Source organism: Streptomyces sp., from assembly GCF_031181555.1.
In the GTDB taxonomy this organism is placed as follows: domain Bacteria; phylum Actinomycetota; class Actinomycetes; order Streptomycetales; family Streptomycetaceae; genus Streptomyces; species Streptomyces fimbriatus.
In genome coordinates, this window is record NZ_JAPSKQ010000092.1 from 1 (window position 1) to 16,582 (window position 16,582).

Sequence of the window (16,582 nt, forward strand, 5' to 3'; positions counted from 1 at the left end):
CCGGAGACCGCGTAACCGCCGCCGCCGAACTTGCCGCCCGCGTGCAGCACCGTCAGCACGACCTCGACGGCCGGCTTGCCCTCGGAGGGCACGATGCCCACGGGGATGCCACGGCCGTTGTCGACGACGCGGACGCCGCCGTCGGCGAGGATCGTCACGTCGATGGTGTCCGCGTGGCCGGCCAGCGCCTCGTCGACGGAGTTGTCGACGACCTCGTACACGAGGTGGTGCAGTCCGCGCTCGCCGGTCGAGCCGATGTACATGCCGGGTCGCTTGCGGACCGCGTCCAGACCCTCGAGGACGGTGATGGCACTGGCGTCGTACGAGGCGGTGACCTCGCTGCCCGAGGTGGTGGCCTCGCTGTTCACGCCGGTGTCGGTGGACGGGATGTTCTCGTTGGGGTTGCCGGAATCGGCCACGAAGCGCCCTTTCTGGCACAGCACGAGCCGGGCTCCTGGAGGTGCCCCCTCGGGGGAGGTTTGCCGGAGCGGCTGCGGCATGTTGCGTTGGTAAGCCTTGATCAGCGTTGCTCAGCTTTTCCCGGACGGTCCCCACGAGTGGGGCGGGATTGTCTTCCAGTCTACCGGTAGCACTGACACTGATGGGGGTTTGCCGGTACCTGAGTCCTCATGTGCCGCCCTCAACCGGTCTCGTCCGACTCCCGATATGCGGATGGGGGCCCCAAGACGCTCACGAGGGCACTCAGCGCTTCGAGGCGTCAACCCATGGCTACTTTGGAGTCAGGTGGCGATTCGCACCCCTGTACGGTCGCGCGACGAGCCGGTCGTCGACGGCACGAACCGACCGCTGAGAAGCTCTGATGTGATGTCGATCACGTGGGGTCGCGGAGCCGGAAAACGGCCTCCGCTCACCCGTACGTGTCCCCGGGACCCGTGCTTCCGGGGGCGCGCAGCGGGCCGTAGCGGCGGGCGGGACCACCGGGACCGTTGACCTTGATCAGCCTCACGGTGCCGTGGCCGAGGTCCTCGTTGAGGCGGGCCACCAGGGTCGGGGCGAGGAGCCGCAGATTCGTCGCCCAGGCCGTGGAGTCGCAGCGCACGACCAGCACCCGCTCGTCCTCGTCGTACCGCTCCGGCTCGCAGTGCTTGGCCACGTCCTCGCCGACGATCTCGGGCCAGCGCCCCATCACCCCGCCCACCGCGGCCGGGGCCTCCCAGCCGCGCTCGGACAGCAGGCGGTTGATCGCCGCGCCGAGCGCCATGGGGTCGCGCCGGTCGGCGCGCGCACCCGAGCGCAGACCGCCGTACCGGGCCTGCTTCTTCTGCCGCGTCGCGTCCCCACGCGCGCGTGCCGCCTCCCGGGCCGCCCGCAGCGCCACGCGCGCCAGGTCGACGCCGGACGGCTCGGGGACCTTCCCGGGCGTGTTTCCGGCTGCGCGGCCGGGTGTGCCGGATTCGCTCATACGCGCTCCACCGTCCCTTCCGCCACCGTGAACCGCGTCCCCGACAGCACATGGGGCACGTCGTCGTCGACGGCCGCGGTCACCAGGACCTGCTCGCCGGCCGCGACCAGCTCGGCGAGACGCTCCCGGCGGCGCGTGTCCAGCTCGGCGAAGACGTCGTCGAGCACCAGCACCGGCTCGTTGCCCTCGGCCCGCAGCAGGTCGTAGGAGGCCAGGCGCAACGCCAGCGCGTAGGACCATGACTCTCCGTGGGAGGCGTAGCCCTTGGCGGGCAGCCGGCCCAGCTTGAGCAGCAGGTCGTCACGGTGCGGGCCGACCAGGGTGACGCCCCGCTCGATCTCCTGCTTGCGGGCCTCGGCGAGGGCGGCCGTCAGCTGCTCGAACAGGTCCTCGCGCGTGTGGGCCTCACCGGGCGCGGAGGGCTTGTACTCCAGGGAGACCGGTCCGCCGCCGGGGGCGAGCTGTTCGTACGCCTTGTCGGCCAGTGGCTGGATCGCGGTGATCAGGTCCAGCCGCTGGGCGAGGAGTTCGGCGCCCGCGCGCGCGAGGTGCTGGTCCCACACGTCGAGGGTGGACAGGTCCATGGTGCGGCCGCCGTGCCGGCGGGCCAGCGCGGCCGACTTCAGCAGGGTGTTGCGCTGCTTGAGCACCCGGTCGTAGTCGGAGCGGACGCCGGCCATGCGCGGGGAGCGCGCGGTGATCAACTCGTCCAGGAAACGGCGCCGTTCACCGGGGTCGCCCTTGACCAGGGCGAGGTCCTCGGGGGCGAAGAGGACCGTCCGGACGATGCCGAGCACGTCACGGGGCCTGACCTGCGACGACCTGTTGATGCGGGCGCGGTTGGCGCGGCCCGGGTTCAGCTCCAGCTCGACCAGCTGCTGCCGCTCGCCCTGGCGGACCTGGGCGCGGATGATCGCGCGGTCGGCGCCCATGCGGACCAGCGGGGCGTCGGAGGAGACGCGGTGACTGCCCAGGGTGGCGAGGTAGCCGACCGCCTCGACGAGGTTGGTCTTGCCCTGCCCGTTGGGCCCGACGAAGGCCGTCACCCCCGGGTCGAGCGGGACCTCGACCCGGGGATAGGAACGGAAGTCGGCCAGCGACAGATGCGTGACGTGCATGGTCGTTTCGCCGGCCTCCCCAGCCTTCGGGTGTTGCTTACTTCTTCTCGACCGCGTGGCCGCCGAACTGGTTGCGCAGCGCCGCGATCATCTTCATCTGCGGCGAGTCCTCCTGACGGGAGGCGAACCGCGCGAACAGCGAGGCGGTGATCGCCGGCAGCGGGACCGCGTTGTCGATGGCGGCCTCCACGGTCCAGCGTCCCTCACCGGAGTCCTGTGCATAACCCCGGAGCCCGTCCAGGTGCTCGTCCTCGTCGAGGGCGTTCACCGCCAGGTCGAGCAGCCAGGAGCGGATGACGGTGCCCTCCTGCCAGGAGCGGAACACCTCCCGGACGTCGGTCACCGAGTCGACCTTCTCCAGCAGCTCCCAGCCCTCGGCGTAGGCCTGCATCATGGCGTACTCGATGCCGTTGTGGACCATCTTCGCGAAGTGGCCGGCGCCGACCCTGCCCGCGTGCACCGAGCCGAAGTCGCCCTCCGGCTTGAGGGCGTCGAAGATCGGCTGCACCTTGGCGACGTTCTCCTTGTCGCCGCCGTACATCAGCGCGTAGCCGTTCTCCAGCCCCCAGACGCCGCCGGAGACGCCGCAGTCCACAAAGCCTATGCCCTTGGCCGCCAGCTCCTCCGCGTGCTTCTCGTCGTCCGTCCAGCGGGAGTTGCCGCCGTCCACGACGACGTCGCCGGGCTCGAGCAGTTCGGCGAGCGCGTCGATGGTGGACTGGGTGGGCTCGCCGGCCGGGACCATCACCCACACCACACGCGGGCCCTTGAGCTTGCCCACAAGCTCTTCCAGGCTGTGGACATCGGCGAGGTCCGGGTTGCGGTCGTATCCGAAGACGGTGTGGCCCGCGCGGCGGATCCGCTCGCGCATGTTGCCGCCCATCTTGCCGAGGCCGACGAGACCGAGCTCCATCAGTTGTGTTCCTTAGGTTGCGACGTGACGTGGCGGCACGGCCGTGCCGCGGCACTTACGTACCCGCCCAGAGCCTAAACCCGGACGCTCACGCACATCTGTGGGCATACGCGCTCATACGCACACCCCACCTGCGGTTTCCTCCACAGCCGCTTCCGGGGTCCGGCCCGATCCGATCGACCGCCGGACCGTACCCGGAAGCGCTGTGCACAGCTGTGGACGGACGGGAACGAGGTCAGCCGCTGAGCCGCACCGGCATGATCAGGTACTTGTAGGCCTCGTCCGCCTCCGCGTCCACCGCGGGCCTGCCGCTGAGGAGCGCGGGCTTGGTGGACGTGGTGAACGACAGCTGGGCCACCGGGGAGTCGATGGCGCTCAGGCCGTCCAGCAGGAAGGTCGGGTTGAAGGCGATCGAGATGTCGTCGCCCTCGAGCTGGGCGTCCACCCTTTCCACAGCCTGTGCGTCGTCACTGGAACCGGCCTCCAGGATGAGCACGCCCTGCTCGAAGCTCAGCCGCACCGGGGTGTTGCGCTCGGCCACCAGGGCCACGCGCTTGACGGCCTCCACGAAGGGGGCGGTCTCGATCACGGCGACGCTGTTGAACTCGGTCGGGAACAGCGTGCGGTACTTCGGGAGGTCGCCCTCCAGCAGCCGCGTGGTGGTACGGCGGCCCGCACCCTCGAAACCGATCAGACCCTCGCCCGCGCCCGAGCCGGACAGCGCCAGGATCACCTGGTCACCGCTGGTCAGCGCCTTGGCGGTGTCCAGAAGCGTCTTGGCGGGCACCAGGGCGACCGCGGAGGCGTCCGGGTTCTCCGGCTTCCACAGGAACTCGCGGACCGCGAAGCGGTAGCGGTCGGTGGAGGCCAGCGTCACGGTGTCGCCCTCGATCTCGATGCGCACACCGGTGAGCACGGGCAGCGTGTCGTCGCGGCCGGCCGCGATGGCGACCTGCTGCACGGCGGAGGCGAAGACCTCGCCGGGGACCGTGCCCGTCGCGTTCGGCATCTGGGGCAGGGCCGGGTACTCCTCCACAGGCAGTGTGTGGAGGGTGAACCGCGAGGAGCCGCACACCACCGTCGCCCGTACACCGTCTGTGGAAATCTCCACCGGCCGGTTGGGGAGGGCGCGGGAGATGTCGGCGAGCAGGCGGCCGGAGACCAGGACGGTGCCCTCTTCCTCGACCTCCGCCTCGACCGACACCCGCGCGGAGACCTCGTAGTCGAAGCTGGACAGGCTCAGCTGGCCGTCCTCGGCCTTCAGCAGCAGGCCGGCGAGGACAGGGGCCGGCGGACGGGCCGGGAGGCTGCGCGCCGCCCAGGCCACTGCCTCCGCGAGTACGTCGCGTTCCACCCGGATCTTCACTGTTGCCGCCTCCTGCTGTTGCCGGCGCTTCTCGCCCTGCCTGGCTCTCGTCGTCTGACTCGGTGTCGTCGGCCCCTGTGGAGGGAAGGACACCGGGGACCAGTCTGACGCACCGCACTGACAGTAGGCGCCCCTCGGGGTCAAGTCGTGACGAGTGGCAGCCGGGGTCGGAACGGCGAGTTGTGCACAGGGCCCCCTTCGAAACGAATTCCCCGCTCTCTCTGGTCGGGAGTAGTAGTAGGGCCTGTGGATACCGTGGATAACCCTGTTTCCCCAGCTCAGCGCGGTGATTTTATCCACCGGGCCTGTGGGCCGAGGTAGTGGACAACCGGGCGTCTCTGTGGAGAACGGAAAGTTCTGCACACTCCGTGCACAGGTCGGGCCGAGTTCTCCCCAGAGCCGTCCCCAGCTTTGGCAGTCTTTCCCACAGGCCCCTGCGGTACCTCGATGTGACGCCTTTCACTCGATGCGGTGAGGACGCACGTCACGTTGCCGAACAGTGGACAGACATGTGGAGAAGACGGTGATCGCTGGGGACAACCGGCTCCGACCTGTGGGTTCCCCGTGGACAACCTGATGCACGGACGGTGGGTCATCGCTCTGTCCACAGCCTGTGGAGATCGTTCGTCCACGAATCCACAGCGGGCTGACCTGGCCTGATGGCGTCTCCACAGAGGGCGCTGTGGACAGCATCGGGATAACTTCGCGGTCCCCAGCATGTGGACGGGAAAAAGTCACCGAATCTGTGGAGGACGGCCGTAACCCGGCCGCGTAATCGAACAGCGGACGGCTGCCGGCCGTGCCGACGGCAAACGGAAGGGCGCCCCAGGATGTGCTCCGGGGACGCCCTCGGGTGTCTGCGCGGCGGCAGGAAGGACTCAGCCGGCCTTGATGCGGTTGGTGAGCTCGGTGACCTGGTTGTAGATGGAGCGCCGCTCGGCCATCAGATTGCGGATCTTCCGGTCGGCGTGCATCACCGTCGTGTGGTCGCGCCCGCCGAACAGCGCGCCGATCTTCGGCAGGGACAGGTCCGTCAGCTCCCGGCACAGGTACATGGCGATCTGCCGGGCGGTCACCAGCGCGCGCCCGCGCGAGGTGCCGCACAGGTCCTCGACCGTGAGCCCGAAGTAGTCGGCGGTCGCGCTCATGATGGCCGTCGAGGTGATCTCCGGGGCCGAGTCGTCGCCCCCGGGGATCAGGTCCTTCAGGACGATCTCGGTCAGCCCGAGGTCCACCGGCTGCCGGTTGAGCGAGGCGAACGCCGTCACCCGGATCAGCGCGCCCTCCAGTTCGCGGATGTTCCGTGAGATCCGGGAGGCGATGAACTCCAACACCTCCGGCGGGGCGTTCAGCTGCTCCTGCACCGCCTTCTTGCGCAGGATCGCGATGCGCGTCTCCAGCTCCGGCGGCTGGACATCGGTGATCAGGCCCCACTCGAAACGGTTCCGCAGCCGGTCCTCCAGCGTCACCAGCTGCTTGGGCGGCCGGTCGCTGGACAGCACGATCTGCTTGTTGGCGTTGTGGAGCGTGTTGAAGGTGTGGAAGAACTCCTCCTGCGTCGACTCCTTGTCCGCCAGGAACTGGATGTCGTCGACGAGCAGGATGTCCATCTCGCGGTAGCGCTTGCGGAAGCTGTCGCCCTTGCCGTCACGGATGGAGTTGATGAACTCGTTGGTGAACTCCTCCGAGCTCACGTACCGCACGCGCGTACCCGGATAGAGACTCCGCGCGTAGTGCCCGATCGCGTGCAGCAGGTGCGTCTTGCCGAGCCCGGACTCCCCGTAGATGAACAGCGGGTTGTACGCCTTCGCCGGCGCCTCCGCGACGGCGACCGCGGCCGCGTGGGCGAAGCGGTTGGACGCGCCGATGACGAACGTGTCGAACAGGTACTTCGGGTTCAGCCGCGCGGTCGGCTCGCCGGGGCCGGCCGCCGGCGCGGGCTGTGCGGCCAGCGGGCCGGGCGCGCCGGTGGTGGGCAGGTTCGGCCCGACAGGGCCGCCGCGGTGGACGTGCCCGGAGCCGGAGGGCGATTCGGGCAGCTCGCGGCGCACGGCGTCGCGCTGGTCGTAGTCGCCGCGCTCGTAGTCCCCGCGTGACGCGTCGTAGTCGGAGCGCTGCTGGTCGTAGGACGGACGCTCCATCGGCTGCGGGCGGTAGTCCTGCGAGGGCGAGCCGCCGTAGGCGTCCTGCGGGCCGTAGGCGTCCTGCGACGGTGAGGCGTACGGGTCCCGCTCCGGGAAGCCGAGGCGCTGCTGCTGCCAGCCGTACTCGTCCTGCGCCGGCCGCGGCCAGGAGCCCGGCTCCGGGCGCTGGTACTCGGAGGGGTAGGCGGGCCGGGCGGTGGGGAGCTGGTCGCCCGACGGGCCCGGCTGCTGGTCGGCACGGCGGCGGCCGTATCCGTCGTAGCCCTCGTACGGCTCGCGTTCCGTCCGGTCCTGCCGCTCGGGGCGGTCCAGGGGGTCCGGGCGGTCCTGGCGGACGGCCGGGAGTTCCGGTTCCTCGTAGCGCGGCTGCGGACGGGGCGCCGGCGGGGCCGGGGGTTCGCCGGCGGTGTCGTCGACGGTGATCGCGATCCGGATCGGACGACCGCACTCGCGGCTCAGGCTCTCGCTGACGACGGGCGCGAGGCGGCCCTCGAGCACACCCTTCGCGAACTCGTTCGGGACGGCGAGCAGTGCGGTGTCGGCGACCAGCGCGAGCGGCTGGCAGCGCCGGATCCAGTGCTCGTCCTTGCTCTCGACCCCCTGCCCGCGGCCCTCACCGAGGAGCTGCTCCAGTACGCGTGGCCACACTGCGGCAAGATCGGCAGGTACGTCAGCCACAGGGCACGCTCTCTCACAGTCCCCTCGAACGTGTGATGCGAGGGACGGGTCGGGATGTAAATCGGGTGGTGGAGGGTCAAGGGAACGAATCGGAGTCCAGCCAAGGTAGTCAGGGCGACCGGTACGGTTCAAGTTGTTGTCCCCAGGCTGTGGACAAGTGTCCCCCAGGGACCACTGGTTTGACCGAATGGCGCAGCCGCGCGTACCGTAACCAGGTCGAGTTGTCGATGGCTGCTGCCGCCTGCCTCCGATGGGCACAGATCGCGCAAGGTGATCGGTCAGCGGTGCACTGGGGCGTAACGCGAGCTACTCGTGGGCGCACGGTGACAGCCAGGACGGCACCCCGCAAACACCGATTTCTTCTGGAGCCCCCGAGTGAGCAAGCGCACCTTCCAGCCGAACAACCGTCGTCGCGCGAAGACCCACGGCTTCCGGCTGCGTATGCGCACCCGTGCCGGCCGCGCGATTCTCGCGTCCCGCCGCAGCAAGGGTCGCGCCCGTCTGTCCGCCTGATCCCGGTCAGGTCATGACGTCGTGCTGCCCACCGAGAACCGGCTGAGGCGGCGCGAGGACTTCGCGACCGCGGTACGACGAGGGCGGCGGGCCGGCCGCCCGCATCTCGTCGTCCACCTTCGTAGCGGTGCCACGGACCCGCATGCGCCTGGGGAGAGCGCTCCCCCGACGCGTGCGGGTTTCGTCGTGAGCAAGGCCGTGGGCGGTGCGGTGGTGCGCAACAAGGTGAAGCGCAGGCTTCGCCATCTGATGCGCGAGCGAGTCGACCTGCTGCCCCCCGGTAGCCTGGTAGTCGTACGAGCGCTGCCCCCGGCGGGCGACGCCGACCATGCACAGCTGGCCCGAGACCTGGACGCCGCCCTGCAGCGGCTACTGGGAGGGGGCGCGCGATGAAGTACCCGCTGCTGGCTCTGATCAAGATCTACCAGTGGACGATCAGTCCACTGCTGGGGCCGGTGTGCAAGTACTACCCGTCGTGTTCCCACTACGGCTACACGGCCATCGACCGGCACGGTGCCGTCAAGGGCACCGCACTCACGGCCTGGCGCATCCTGCGGTGCAACCCGTGGTCGCTGGGCGGTGTGGACCATGTTCCGCCGCGCAAGCGTCCGCGGTGGCACGAAATGCTGCGTAACGCCTGGAGTGCACGCAAGGGCGGGCCCTCCGCCGCCGAACCGGCCACCGAAGGACAGACTTCTCCCACCAGTCCGACGAGCCCTTCGAGCCCGGCCGCAGAGACCTCGTCCCATGCCCAAGGAGCATGATTAGTGGACACGATTGCCAGCCTCTTCAGCTTCATCACGACACCTGTCTCCTGGGTCATCGTCCAGTTCCACAAGGTGTACGGCACCCTCTTCGGGCCTGACACCGGATGGGCCTGGGGCCTGTCCATCGTGTCCCTGGTGATCCTCATCCGTATCTGCCTGATCCCGCTCTTCGTGAAGCAGATCAAGGCGACGCGGGCGATGCAGACGCTCCAGCCGGAGATGAAGAAGATCCAGGAGCGCTACAAGAACGACCGGCAGCGCCAGTCCGAAGAGATGATGAAGCTGTACAAGGAGACGGGCACCAACCCCCTCTCCTCGTGCCTTCCCATCCTGGCGCAGTCGCCGTTCTTCTTCGCCCTGTACCACGTGCTCAACAGCATCGCGTCGAACGACACCGTCGGCGTGATCAACGACCGTCTGCTGGAGAGTGCGCAGAAGGCCCACATCTTCGGTGCCCCGCTCGCGGCGAAGTTCACGGACAGCTCGGACAAGGTCGAGGCCCTCAACTCCTCGCTCACCGACGTCCGTATCGTCACGGCGATCATGATCGTTCTGATGTCGCTGTCGCAGTTCTACACGCAGCGCCAGCTGATGACGAAGAACGTCGACACCACGGTGAAGACGCCGTTCATGCAGCAGCAGAAGATGCTGATGTACGTCTTCCCCGTCATCTTCGCCGTCTTCGGCATCAACTTCCCGGTCGGTGTCCTCGTCTACTGGCTGACCACCAACGTGTGGACCATGGGCCAGCAGATGTACATCATCCACAACAACCCCACGCCGGGTTCCAAGGCCCAGGCCGCGTATCTGGAGCGTCTCTCCAAGCACGTCGTCAAGCACGGCAAGACCCGCAACCGCCGTGAGCGGGCCATCGTCAAGGCCATCGTCGCCAAGGGCCGGGACCGCAACGAGTACGAGCGCAAGTTCATCAACGGCCTGAACAAGGCGGGACTCGCGGCCCAGGGCGACGGCACGGTGATCAAGAGCGAGGCCACGGCCGCCGCCCAGGTCGAGGACGGTACGTCCGCCACCGGGGCCCCCAGGCGGCAGCAGCCCAAGCGGCAGACGAAGGCCAAGCGCCAGGCGGGCACGGCCAAGGCGGCCGGTGAGCCCACCTCGCTGATCAAGGCCGACGAGCCCCAGAGCGACACCAAGCCCGCCGCCGCTGCCAAGAAGGGCAACGCCAAGCCCGCCGGCAGTACCCGCAGCAAGGCCCAGTCCGGGCAGCGCAAGGGTCCGCAGCGGCCCAAGTCCCCGTCCAAGAAGTAAGAAGGAGTCCATCCCGTGACGGAAGGCACCACCTCCGCTGCTGCCGAGGGTGCAGACACCCTGACCCGCCTCGAGCAGGAAGGCGAGATCGCGGCGGACTACCTGGAGGGTCTGCTCGACATCGCCGACCTCGACGGCGACATCGACATGGACGTCGAGGCGGACCGTGCCTCCGTCTCGATCATCAGTGACACGGGCAGCCGTGACCTGCAGAAGCTGGTCGGGCGTGACGGCGAGGTGCTGGAGGCGCTCCAGGAGCTCACGCGCCTGGCCGTGCACCGGGAGACCGGGGACCGCAGCCGCCTCATGCTCGACATCGCCGGTTACCGCGCCAAGAAGCGCGCGGAGCTGTCCGAGCTGGGCGCGAAGGCCGTCGCCGAGGCCAAGAGCAGCGGCGAGCCCGTGAAGCTCGACCCGATGACCCCGTTCGAGCGCAAGGTCGTGCACGACGCGGTCAAGGCGGCCGGCCTGCGCAGCGAGTCCGAGGGCGAGGAGCCGCAGCGCTTCGTCGTCGTACTTCCTGCCTGATCGGCTCTACGTTCCACCGGCCCCGTCTGTAGCGCAGGCGGGGCCGAACTTTGTCAGCCTGATAGTTCTGTGGTTCTGGTGTCGGCCCCCTGTGCCGACACGGTACGGAAGGACGGTCCCCCGTGACGGAGGCAGCGGAGCTTCCCCCCGCGCCCGAGCAGGCACGTGAGGTATTCGGTGATCGCTTCGCGGACGCGGTCCGGTATGCGGAGCTGCTCGCCGAGGCGGGCGTGCAGCGCGGCCTGATCGGTCCGCGCGAGGTGCCCCGCTTGTGGGAGCGGCACCTGCTGAACTGTGCGGTGCTCTCGGAGGTCGTACCGGAGGGGGTGACGGTGTGCGACGTCGGCTCGGGTGCCGGCCTGCCGGGCATTCCGCTGGCGCTGGTCCGGGAGGACCTCAGGATCACACTGCTGGAACCGCTGCTGCGGCGTACCACTTTCCTGACCGAGGTCGTGGAGCTGCTGGGCCTGGACCATGTGACGGTCATGCGTGGCCGGGCCGAGGAGGTCATGGGGAAGCTGCCTCCGGTGCACGTCGTGACGGCACGAGCCGTAGCGCCGCTCGACCGCCTCGCCACCTGGGGCATCCCCCTCCTTCGGCCGTACGGAGAGATGCTCGCGCTCAAGGGCGACACCGCCGAGGAGGAGCTGAAGAGCGCGGCCACGGCACTGAGCAAGCTCGGTGCCGTGACGACATCGATCGTCCATGTGGGCGAGGGCGTCGTGGACCCGATGTCCACCGTGGTGCGGGTCGAGGTCGGGGAGAGCCCCGGCGGTGTGCGGTTCGCCGCGAAACGCGCGAAGGCCGCCCGTACGGGACGGGCTCGCCGACGACGTGGCTAGAGCACGGTTCGTCCGCACACAGGGCGCGATCCGTCTACGGAGAGAGCACGGTCCACCTTGAGGACCAGACGTACTCCACACAAGCTGCCAAACCTATGCATGCCGGAGTGTCGCGGCAGTGTGGCCTCGGCCGCTGTGCATCGTGTTTCACGTGAAACGTCGCTCACTGCTGCACGGCATCATCAATCGGGGCCGCGCTGCGGCCGAACCACGGGACCGTAAGCCTCTCGGTTCACTCGGAGAGGGGCCGGTGTCCGACGAGAAACCGACCTTCCCGAGGGGCACGGAGTTGTCCACAGAGGTGGATTTCTCCACAGAACGTCAGGCCTCACTGGTTCGCGACCCCGAAGGCATGGGAGGCTCTGTTCATTGCGAGCCTGAAGTCGAGGAGAGTGAATCCTTGCGGTCCGACGCCAACATCGCGGGACCGATGACCGATCCGGTCCCCGGTCCCCGTACCGAATCGACGGGGGCGGATGTTTCACGTGAAACACCGCCTCCGATGGACGACACTCCCATCGGTCGTGCTGCCCAGTTGGCGGTGGAGGCTTTGGGGCGCGCCGGTGAGGGCCTGCCACGGCCCGCGCAGACCCGCGTCATCGTGGTCGCCAACCAGAAGGGCGGCGTCGGTAAGACGACGACCACCGTCAACCTGGCCGCTTCGCTCGCTCTGCACGGTGGCCGTGTCCTGGTGATCGACCTCGACCCCCAGGGCAATGCGTCCACCGCCCTGGGGATCGATCATCACGCCGAGGTCCCTTCCATCTATGACGTGCTGGTGGAGAGCAAGCCGCTGGCGGAGATCGTCCAGCCGGTTCCCGATGTCGAAGGGCTCTTCTGTGCACCCGCCACGATCGATCTTGCCGGTGCGGAGATCGAGCTCGTGTCACTGGTGGCGCGGGAAAGCCGACTGCAGCGGGCGATCCAGGCCTATGAGCAGCCGCTGGACTACATCCTCATCGACTGTCCTCCCTCCCTCGGCCTGCTGACGGTCAACGCCCTGGTGGCGGGCCAGGAGGTCCTGATCCCCATTCAGTGCGAGTACTACGCGCTGGAGGGCCTGGGACAGTTGCTGCGCAATGTCGATCTGGTGCGGGGGCATCTCAATCCGACGCTGCACGTATCGACGATCCTGCTCACCATGTACGACGGCCGGACACGACTCGCGTCGCAGGTCGCAGAAGAGGTGCGCACCCACTTCGGCGACGAGGTGCTGCGTACGAGCATCCCCCGCTCCGTCCGTATCTCGGAGGCGCCGAGCTATGGGCAGACGGTGCTGACTTACGATCCTGGATCGAGTGGTGCCCTCTCTTACCTTGAGGCGGCACGAGAGATCGCGTTGAGGGGCGTCGGCGTCAGCTATGACGCATCACAGGCGCACATCGGCGCACAGCAGAACGGTCCGAGCATGGTGGAGGGCGTCCAGTGAGTGAGCGACGGAGGGGGCTGGGCCGTGGTCTTGGCGCACTGATCCCTGCGGCCCCGACAGAGAAGGCGGTAGCGCCGACCACGGTGGGGGGCACCGCTTCGACGTCTCCCGCGGCGGTCCCAGTGCTGCCGAACGATCGAGGGGTGGCAGCCGCGAAGGTGGCCACGCTGCCGCCTGTTTCACGTGAAACGGAGGAGTCGCCGACGAACGGTGCCTCGATCACGCCCGCGCCCCCCATCGGTGCTCACTTCGCAGAGATCCCTCTCGACGCCATCTCCCCGAACCCTCGGCAGCCGCGTGAGGTCTTCGACGAGGATGCGCTGTCCGAGCTGATCACCTCCATCAAGGAGGTCGGTCTCCTCCAGCCGGTCGTCGTACGGCAGGTGGGTCCCGCACGGTATGAGCTCATCATGGGTGAGCGCCGCTGGCGTGCCTGCCGTGAGGCGGGGCTGGAAGCCATTCCGGCGATCGTACGGGCCACGGACGACGAGAAGCTCCTTCTGGACGCGCTGCTGGAGAACCTGCACCGTGCTCAGCTGAACCCGCTGGAAGAGGCCGCCGCCTACGACCAGCTGCTGAAGGACTTCAACTGCACGCACGACCAGCTGGCGGACCGCATCGGCCGGTCCCGTCCGCAGGTGTCCAACACGCTGCGTCTGCTGAAGCTCTCGCCGGCCGTCCAGCGTCGAGTCGCCGCCGGGGTGCTTTCCGCCGGACACGCACGCGCGCTGTTGTCCGTCGAGGACTCGGAGGAGCAGGACCGGCTGGCCCATCGGATCGTGGCCGAAGGACTGTCGGTGCGGGCTGTCGAGGAGATCGTCACGCTGATGGGTTCACGGCCCCAGAAGGCCCAGCGCCCCAAGGGGCCACGGGCGGGTGCCCGGGTCTCTCCGGCGCTGACGGATCTGGCCACGCGTCTTTCGGATCGCTTCGAGACGCGGGTGAAGGTCGACCTGGGCCAGAAGAAGGGCAAGATCACCGTGGAGTTCGCCTCCATGGAGGACCTCGAGCGCATCCTCGGCACCCTCGCCCCCGGTGAGGGCCCTGTCCTGCAGAAGAGTCTGATGGACGACGACTCCGAGGACGCCGCGTCCTGATCACTCGGCTGGTCCAAGTGATCAGCCGACCAGGGCGGACCCTGTCCGGTGTGCACCGGAACACGGTCCGCCCTTTGCTTTTCGGCGGTATTGATGGAATCGCTTCATGGATACGATGCGTTCAGATATGGCGCACCCACCCGGCAGTACCTCTGAGACCAAGGCAGGGGCCATGCGAATGAAGAGCCGCACCGGACTGGTGAGCGCAGGGCTGGGAGTGGGTGCCGTCGGTGGATTCATCGGCAGCCTGCTCAGGGAACGAAGCGCTCTGACAGCCGCCCGTGAGGCAGCGGGCGAAGGAAGCGAGGAACAGCTTTCATGGGGCGTCGGCTTGTACCGCTCACGCTGGACAACCTTCAGGACCTCCCCCAGCGCTGTCGCTCGTGTGTCTTCTGGGAGCTCGACCCCGTCAGCGGCGAGACAGCGGTAAAGGCGGGCACATCCGCGTTCGAGAAGGAATCGTGGATCTCAGCCGTTCTCCTGGACTGGGGGTCCTGCGGGAGAGTCGTCTATGTCGATGACGTTCCTGTGGGCTTCGTTCTTTATGCTCCTCCCGCCTATGTGCCACGCTCCACGGCGTTTCCCACCAGCCCTGTGTCGCCCGATGCAGTGCAGCTGATCACCGCGTTCATCGTGCCGGGCTACCAAGGACAAGGGCTGGGCCGGGTCATGGTGCAGACAGTCGCGAAGGATCTGCTGCGCCGGGGCTTCAAAGCGATCGAGGCCTTCGGCGACGCCCGCTGGAAGGAACCCGCCTGCGTTCTGCCGGCGGACCACCTGCTGGCCGTGGGCTTCAAGACGGTCCGCCAGCACCCTGCCTACCCCCGGCTGAGGTTGGAGCTGAGGACGACGCTCTCCTGGAAGGAAGACGTCGAGATGGCGCTGGACCGGCTGCTCGGAGCTGTACAGAAAGAACCGGCGCTGCGCCCTCTCTGAGCTACCTCATGCGAATGGGCCGACCCATGTGGGTCGGCCCATTCGTGTTTCACGTGAAACACGCGCCGCCAGTGAGACGGTCGGCCCTCACTCGGCGATGAACTCCTCGAGGTCGCGAACGATCGCGGCCTTCGGCTTGGCGCCGACGATGGTCTTGGCGACCTCTCCACCCTGGTAGACGTTCAGAGTCGGGATGGACATGACGCCGTACTTGGCAGCCGTATCCGGGTTCTCGTCGATGTTCAGCTTGACGACCTCGATCTTGTCCCCGTACTCCGAGGCGATCGCCTCGAGGGAGGGAGCGATCTGACGGCACGGACCGCACCAGGCGGCCCAGAAGTCCACCAGGACGGGCTTGTCGCTCTTGAGGACGTCCTGCTCGAAGGAGTCGTCGGTCACATTCTTCAGGGTGCCGGCCACGGCGGGCTCCTTAACTGGTTGATGCGTGAGGCGGTGGGTGGGGATCAGACAGCGGTCTTCTCGGGCTCGGCCTTCTCTCCGTCCGCGAGGGCGGCGAGGAAGCGCTCGGCGTCGAGCGCGGCGGCACAGCCCGTACCGGCCGCGGTGATCGCCTGGCGGTAGGTGTGGTCGACCACGTCGCCGGCGCCGAAGACACCAGTGACGTTCGTGCGCGTCGAGGGTGCGTCGACCTTCAGGTAACCCTCCTCGTCCAGCTCCAGCTGGCCCTTGAAGAGCTCGGTCCGCGGGTCGTGGCCGATCGCGATGAACAGGCCGGTCACTGCCAGGTCCGAGAGCTCGCCGGTCTTGACGTTGCGCAGCTTCAGGCCCGAGAGCTTCTGGTCGCCCTGGACCTCGGCGACCTCGCTGTCCCAGACGAACGAGATCTTCGGGTCGGCGAAGGCGCGCTCCTGCATCGCCTTGGAGGCGCGCAGGGTGTCACGGCGGTGGACGATCGTCACGGACTTGGCGAAGCGCGAGAGGAAGGTGGCCTCCTCCATCGCGGTGTCACCACCGCCGATCACGGCGATGTCCTGGTCCTTGAAGAAGAAGCCGTCACAGGTGGCGCACCACGAGACACCACGGCCGGAGAGGGCGTCCTCGTTCGGCAGGCCGAGCTTGCGGTGCTGCGAGCCGGTGGCGACGATGACGGCCTTCGCCTTGTGCACCGTGCCCGCGGTGTCCGTGACGGTCTTGATCTCACCGGTCAGGTCGGCGGCGACCACGTCGTCCGGAACGAGCTCGGCACCGAAGCGCTCCGCCTGGGCGCGCATGTTGTCCATGAGCTCGGGGCCCATGATGCCGTCCTGGAAGCCGGGGAAGTTCTCCACCTCGGTGGTGTTCATCAGCGCACCGCCGGCGGTGACAGCGCCCTCGAACACCAGGGGCTTCAGCGACGCACGGGCGGTGTAGAGCGCCGCCGTGTAGCCGGCGGGCCCTGAGCCGATGATGATCACGTTACGGACGTCGCTCACGGCTTGATTCCTCGTCTCTGGTCTGCGTCGTTCGACCGGTGGGAGCTTCTTTCGGAACTCTCACCCCACCCAACGGATCCTAAGGGGCGCGCATTCCCGCTGTGCCCGGGCACACGAAGACGGTCA

The 16,582-nt window shown here is 68.2% G+C and carries 17 protein-coding genes; 9 read left to right on the forward strand and 8 right to left on the reverse strand.

Going from position 1 to position 16,582, the window contains the following annotated elements:
• The 6 genes from RIM90_RS19140 to dnaA form a co-directional block, all read right to left on the reverse strand.
• On the reverse strand, positions 1–443 hold a 443-nt coding region (locus RIM90_RS19140; protein ID WP_309061944.1), incomplete at its 3' end, for an ATP-binding protein.
• A 425-nt stretch (positions 444–868) separates the two neighbouring features.
• Complete coding sequence (locus tag RIM90_RS19145) at positions 869–1,423, reverse strand: DciA family protein (RefSeq protein WP_309061945.1); 555 nt, start codon at positions 1,421–1,423, stop codon at positions 869–871.
• On the reverse strand, positions 1,420–2,541 hold the full coding sequence (gene recF, locus RIM90_RS19150) for a DNA replication/repair protein RecF (protein WP_309061946.1): 1,122 nt from the start codon (positions 2,539–2,541) through the stop codon (positions 1,420–1,422). Before recF ends, RIM90_RS19145 begins: the two co-directional genes overlap by 4 nt.
• 37 nt (positions 2,542–2,578) lie before the next feature.
• Complete coding sequence (gene gnd, locus RIM90_RS19155; protein ID WP_309061947.1) at positions 2,579–3,454, reverse strand: phosphogluconate dehydrogenase (NAD(+)-dependent, decarboxylating); 876 nt, start codon at positions 3,452–3,454, stop codon at positions 2,579–2,581.
• A 235-nt stretch (positions 3,455–3,689) separates the two neighbouring features.
• Positions 3,690–4,820 (reverse strand): DNA polymerase III subunit beta, encoded by a 1,131-nt coding sequence (dnaN, locus tag RIM90_RS19160; RefSeq protein WP_081236176.1) that lies wholly within the window; start codon positions 4,818–4,820, stop codon positions 3,690–3,692.
• Between the two features lie 878 nt (positions 4,821–5,698).
• Positions 5,699–7,642 (reverse strand): chromosomal replication initiator protein DnaA, encoded by a 1,944-nt coding sequence (dnaA, locus tag RIM90_RS19165; protein ID WP_309061948.1) that lies wholly within the window; start codon positions 7,640–7,642, stop codon positions 5,699–5,701.
• A 375-nt stretch (positions 7,643–8,017) separates the two neighbouring features.
• Between dnaA and rpmH the strand changes: the two genes are divergently transcribed.
• The 9 genes from rpmH to RIM90_RS19210 all read left to right on the forward strand — a co-directional run bounded on the left by rpmH (position 8,018) and on the right by RIM90_RS19210 (position 15,023).
• Complete coding sequence (gene rpmH / locus RIM90_RS19170) at positions 8,018–8,155, forward strand: 50S ribosomal protein L34 (protein WP_003956500.1); 138 nt, start codon at positions 8,018–8,020, stop codon at positions 8,153–8,155.
• A 21-nt stretch (positions 8,156–8,176) separates the two neighbouring features.
• Positions 8,177–8,548 (forward strand): ribonuclease P protein component, encoded by a 372-nt coding sequence (gene rnpA, locus RIM90_RS19175; RefSeq protein ID WP_309061949.1) that lies wholly within the window; start codon positions 8,177–8,179, stop codon positions 8,546–8,548.
• A complete protein-coding gene (gene yidD, locus RIM90_RS19180; RefSeq protein ID WP_309061950.1) occupies positions 8,545–8,919 on the forward strand; it encodes a membrane protein insertion efficiency factor YidD in 375 nt (124 codons plus the stop codon). Before rnpA ends, yidD begins: the two co-directional genes overlap by 4 nt.
• Before the next feature lie 3 nt (positions 8,920–8,922).
• Complete coding sequence (yidC, locus tag RIM90_RS19185) at positions 8,923–10,191, forward strand: membrane protein insertase YidC (RefSeq protein WP_309061951.1); 1,269 nt, start codon at positions 8,923–8,925, stop codon at positions 10,189–10,191.
• A 15-nt stretch (positions 10,192–10,206) separates the two neighbouring features.
• Positions 10,207–10,719, forward strand: a complete 513-nt coding sequence (locus tag RIM90_RS19190; RefSeq protein WP_309061952.1) for a R3H domain-containing nucleic acid-binding protein — start codon at positions 10,207–10,209, stop codon at positions 10,717–10,719.
• Between the two features lie 122 nt (positions 10,720–10,841).
• A complete protein-coding gene (gene rsmG / locus RIM90_RS19195) occupies positions 10,842–11,561 on the forward strand; it encodes a 16S rRNA (guanine(527)-N(7))-methyltransferase RsmG (protein ID WP_309061953.1) in 720 nt (239 codons plus the stop codon).
• A 352-nt stretch (positions 11,562–11,913) separates the two neighbouring features.
• Complete coding sequence (locus tag RIM90_RS19200) at positions 11,914–12,990, forward strand: ParA family protein (RefSeq protein ID WP_309061963.1); 1,077 nt, start codon at positions 11,914–11,916, stop codon at positions 12,988–12,990.
• Positions 12,987–14,087 carry a ParB/RepB/Spo0J family partition protein gene (locus RIM90_RS19205; protein ID WP_309061954.1) on the forward strand — a complete coding sequence of 367 codons (1,101 nt, stop codon included), beginning with the start codon at positions 12,987–12,989 and terminating at the stop codon, positions 14,085–14,087. Before RIM90_RS19200 ends, RIM90_RS19205 begins: the two co-directional genes overlap by 4 nt.
• A 318-nt stretch (positions 14,088–14,405) precedes the next feature.
• A complete protein-coding gene (locus tag RIM90_RS19210; RefSeq protein WP_309061955.1) occupies positions 14,406–15,023 on the forward strand; it encodes a GNAT family N-acetyltransferase in 618 nt (205 codons plus the stop codon).
• An 87-nt stretch (positions 15,024–15,110) separates the two neighbouring features.
• On the opposite strand, the gene trxA is transcribed toward RIM90_RS19210, so the two are convergent.
• Both trxA and trxB read right to left on the reverse strand, forming a co-directional pair.
• Complete coding sequence (gene trxA, locus RIM90_RS19215) at positions 15,111–15,443, reverse strand: thioredoxin (RefSeq protein ID WP_309061956.1); 333 nt, start codon at positions 15,441–15,443, stop codon at positions 15,111–15,113.
• 44 nt (positions 15,444–15,487) lie between these two features.
• Positions 15,488–16,456 (reverse strand): thioredoxin-disulfide reductase, encoded by a 969-nt coding sequence (trxB, locus tag RIM90_RS19220; RefSeq protein ID WP_309061957.1) that lies wholly within the window; start codon positions 16,454–16,456, stop codon positions 15,488–15,490.
• Positions 16,457–16,582 lie beyond the last annotated feature (126 nt).

Excerpts from the sequence above, each read along its gene's own strand:
- RIM90_RS19145 (WP_309061945.1), bottom strand. The coding sequence starts at position 1,423 with ATGAGCGAATCCGGCACACCCGGCCGCGCAGCCGGAAACACGCCCGGG.
- recF (WP_309061946.1), bottom strand. The coding sequence starts at position 2,541 with ATGCACGTCACGCATCTGTCGCTGGCCGACTTCCGTTCCTATCCCCGG.
- gnd (WP_309061947.1), bottom strand. The coding sequence starts at position 3,454 with ATGGAGCTCGGTCTCGTCGGCCTCGGCAAGATGGGCGGCAACATGCGC.
- yidD (WP_309061950.1), top strand. The coding sequence starts at position 8,545 with ATGAAGTACCCGCTGCTGGCTCTGATCAAGATCTACCAGTGGACGATC.
- RIM90_RS19200 (WP_309061963.1), top strand. The coding sequence starts at position 11,914 with ATGGGAGGCTCTGTTCATTGCGAGCCTGAAGTCGAGGAGAGTGAATCC.
- RIM90_RS19210 (WP_309061955.1), top strand. The coding sequence starts at position 14,406 with ATGGGGCGTCGGCTTGTACCGCTCACGCTGGACAACCTTCAGGACCTC.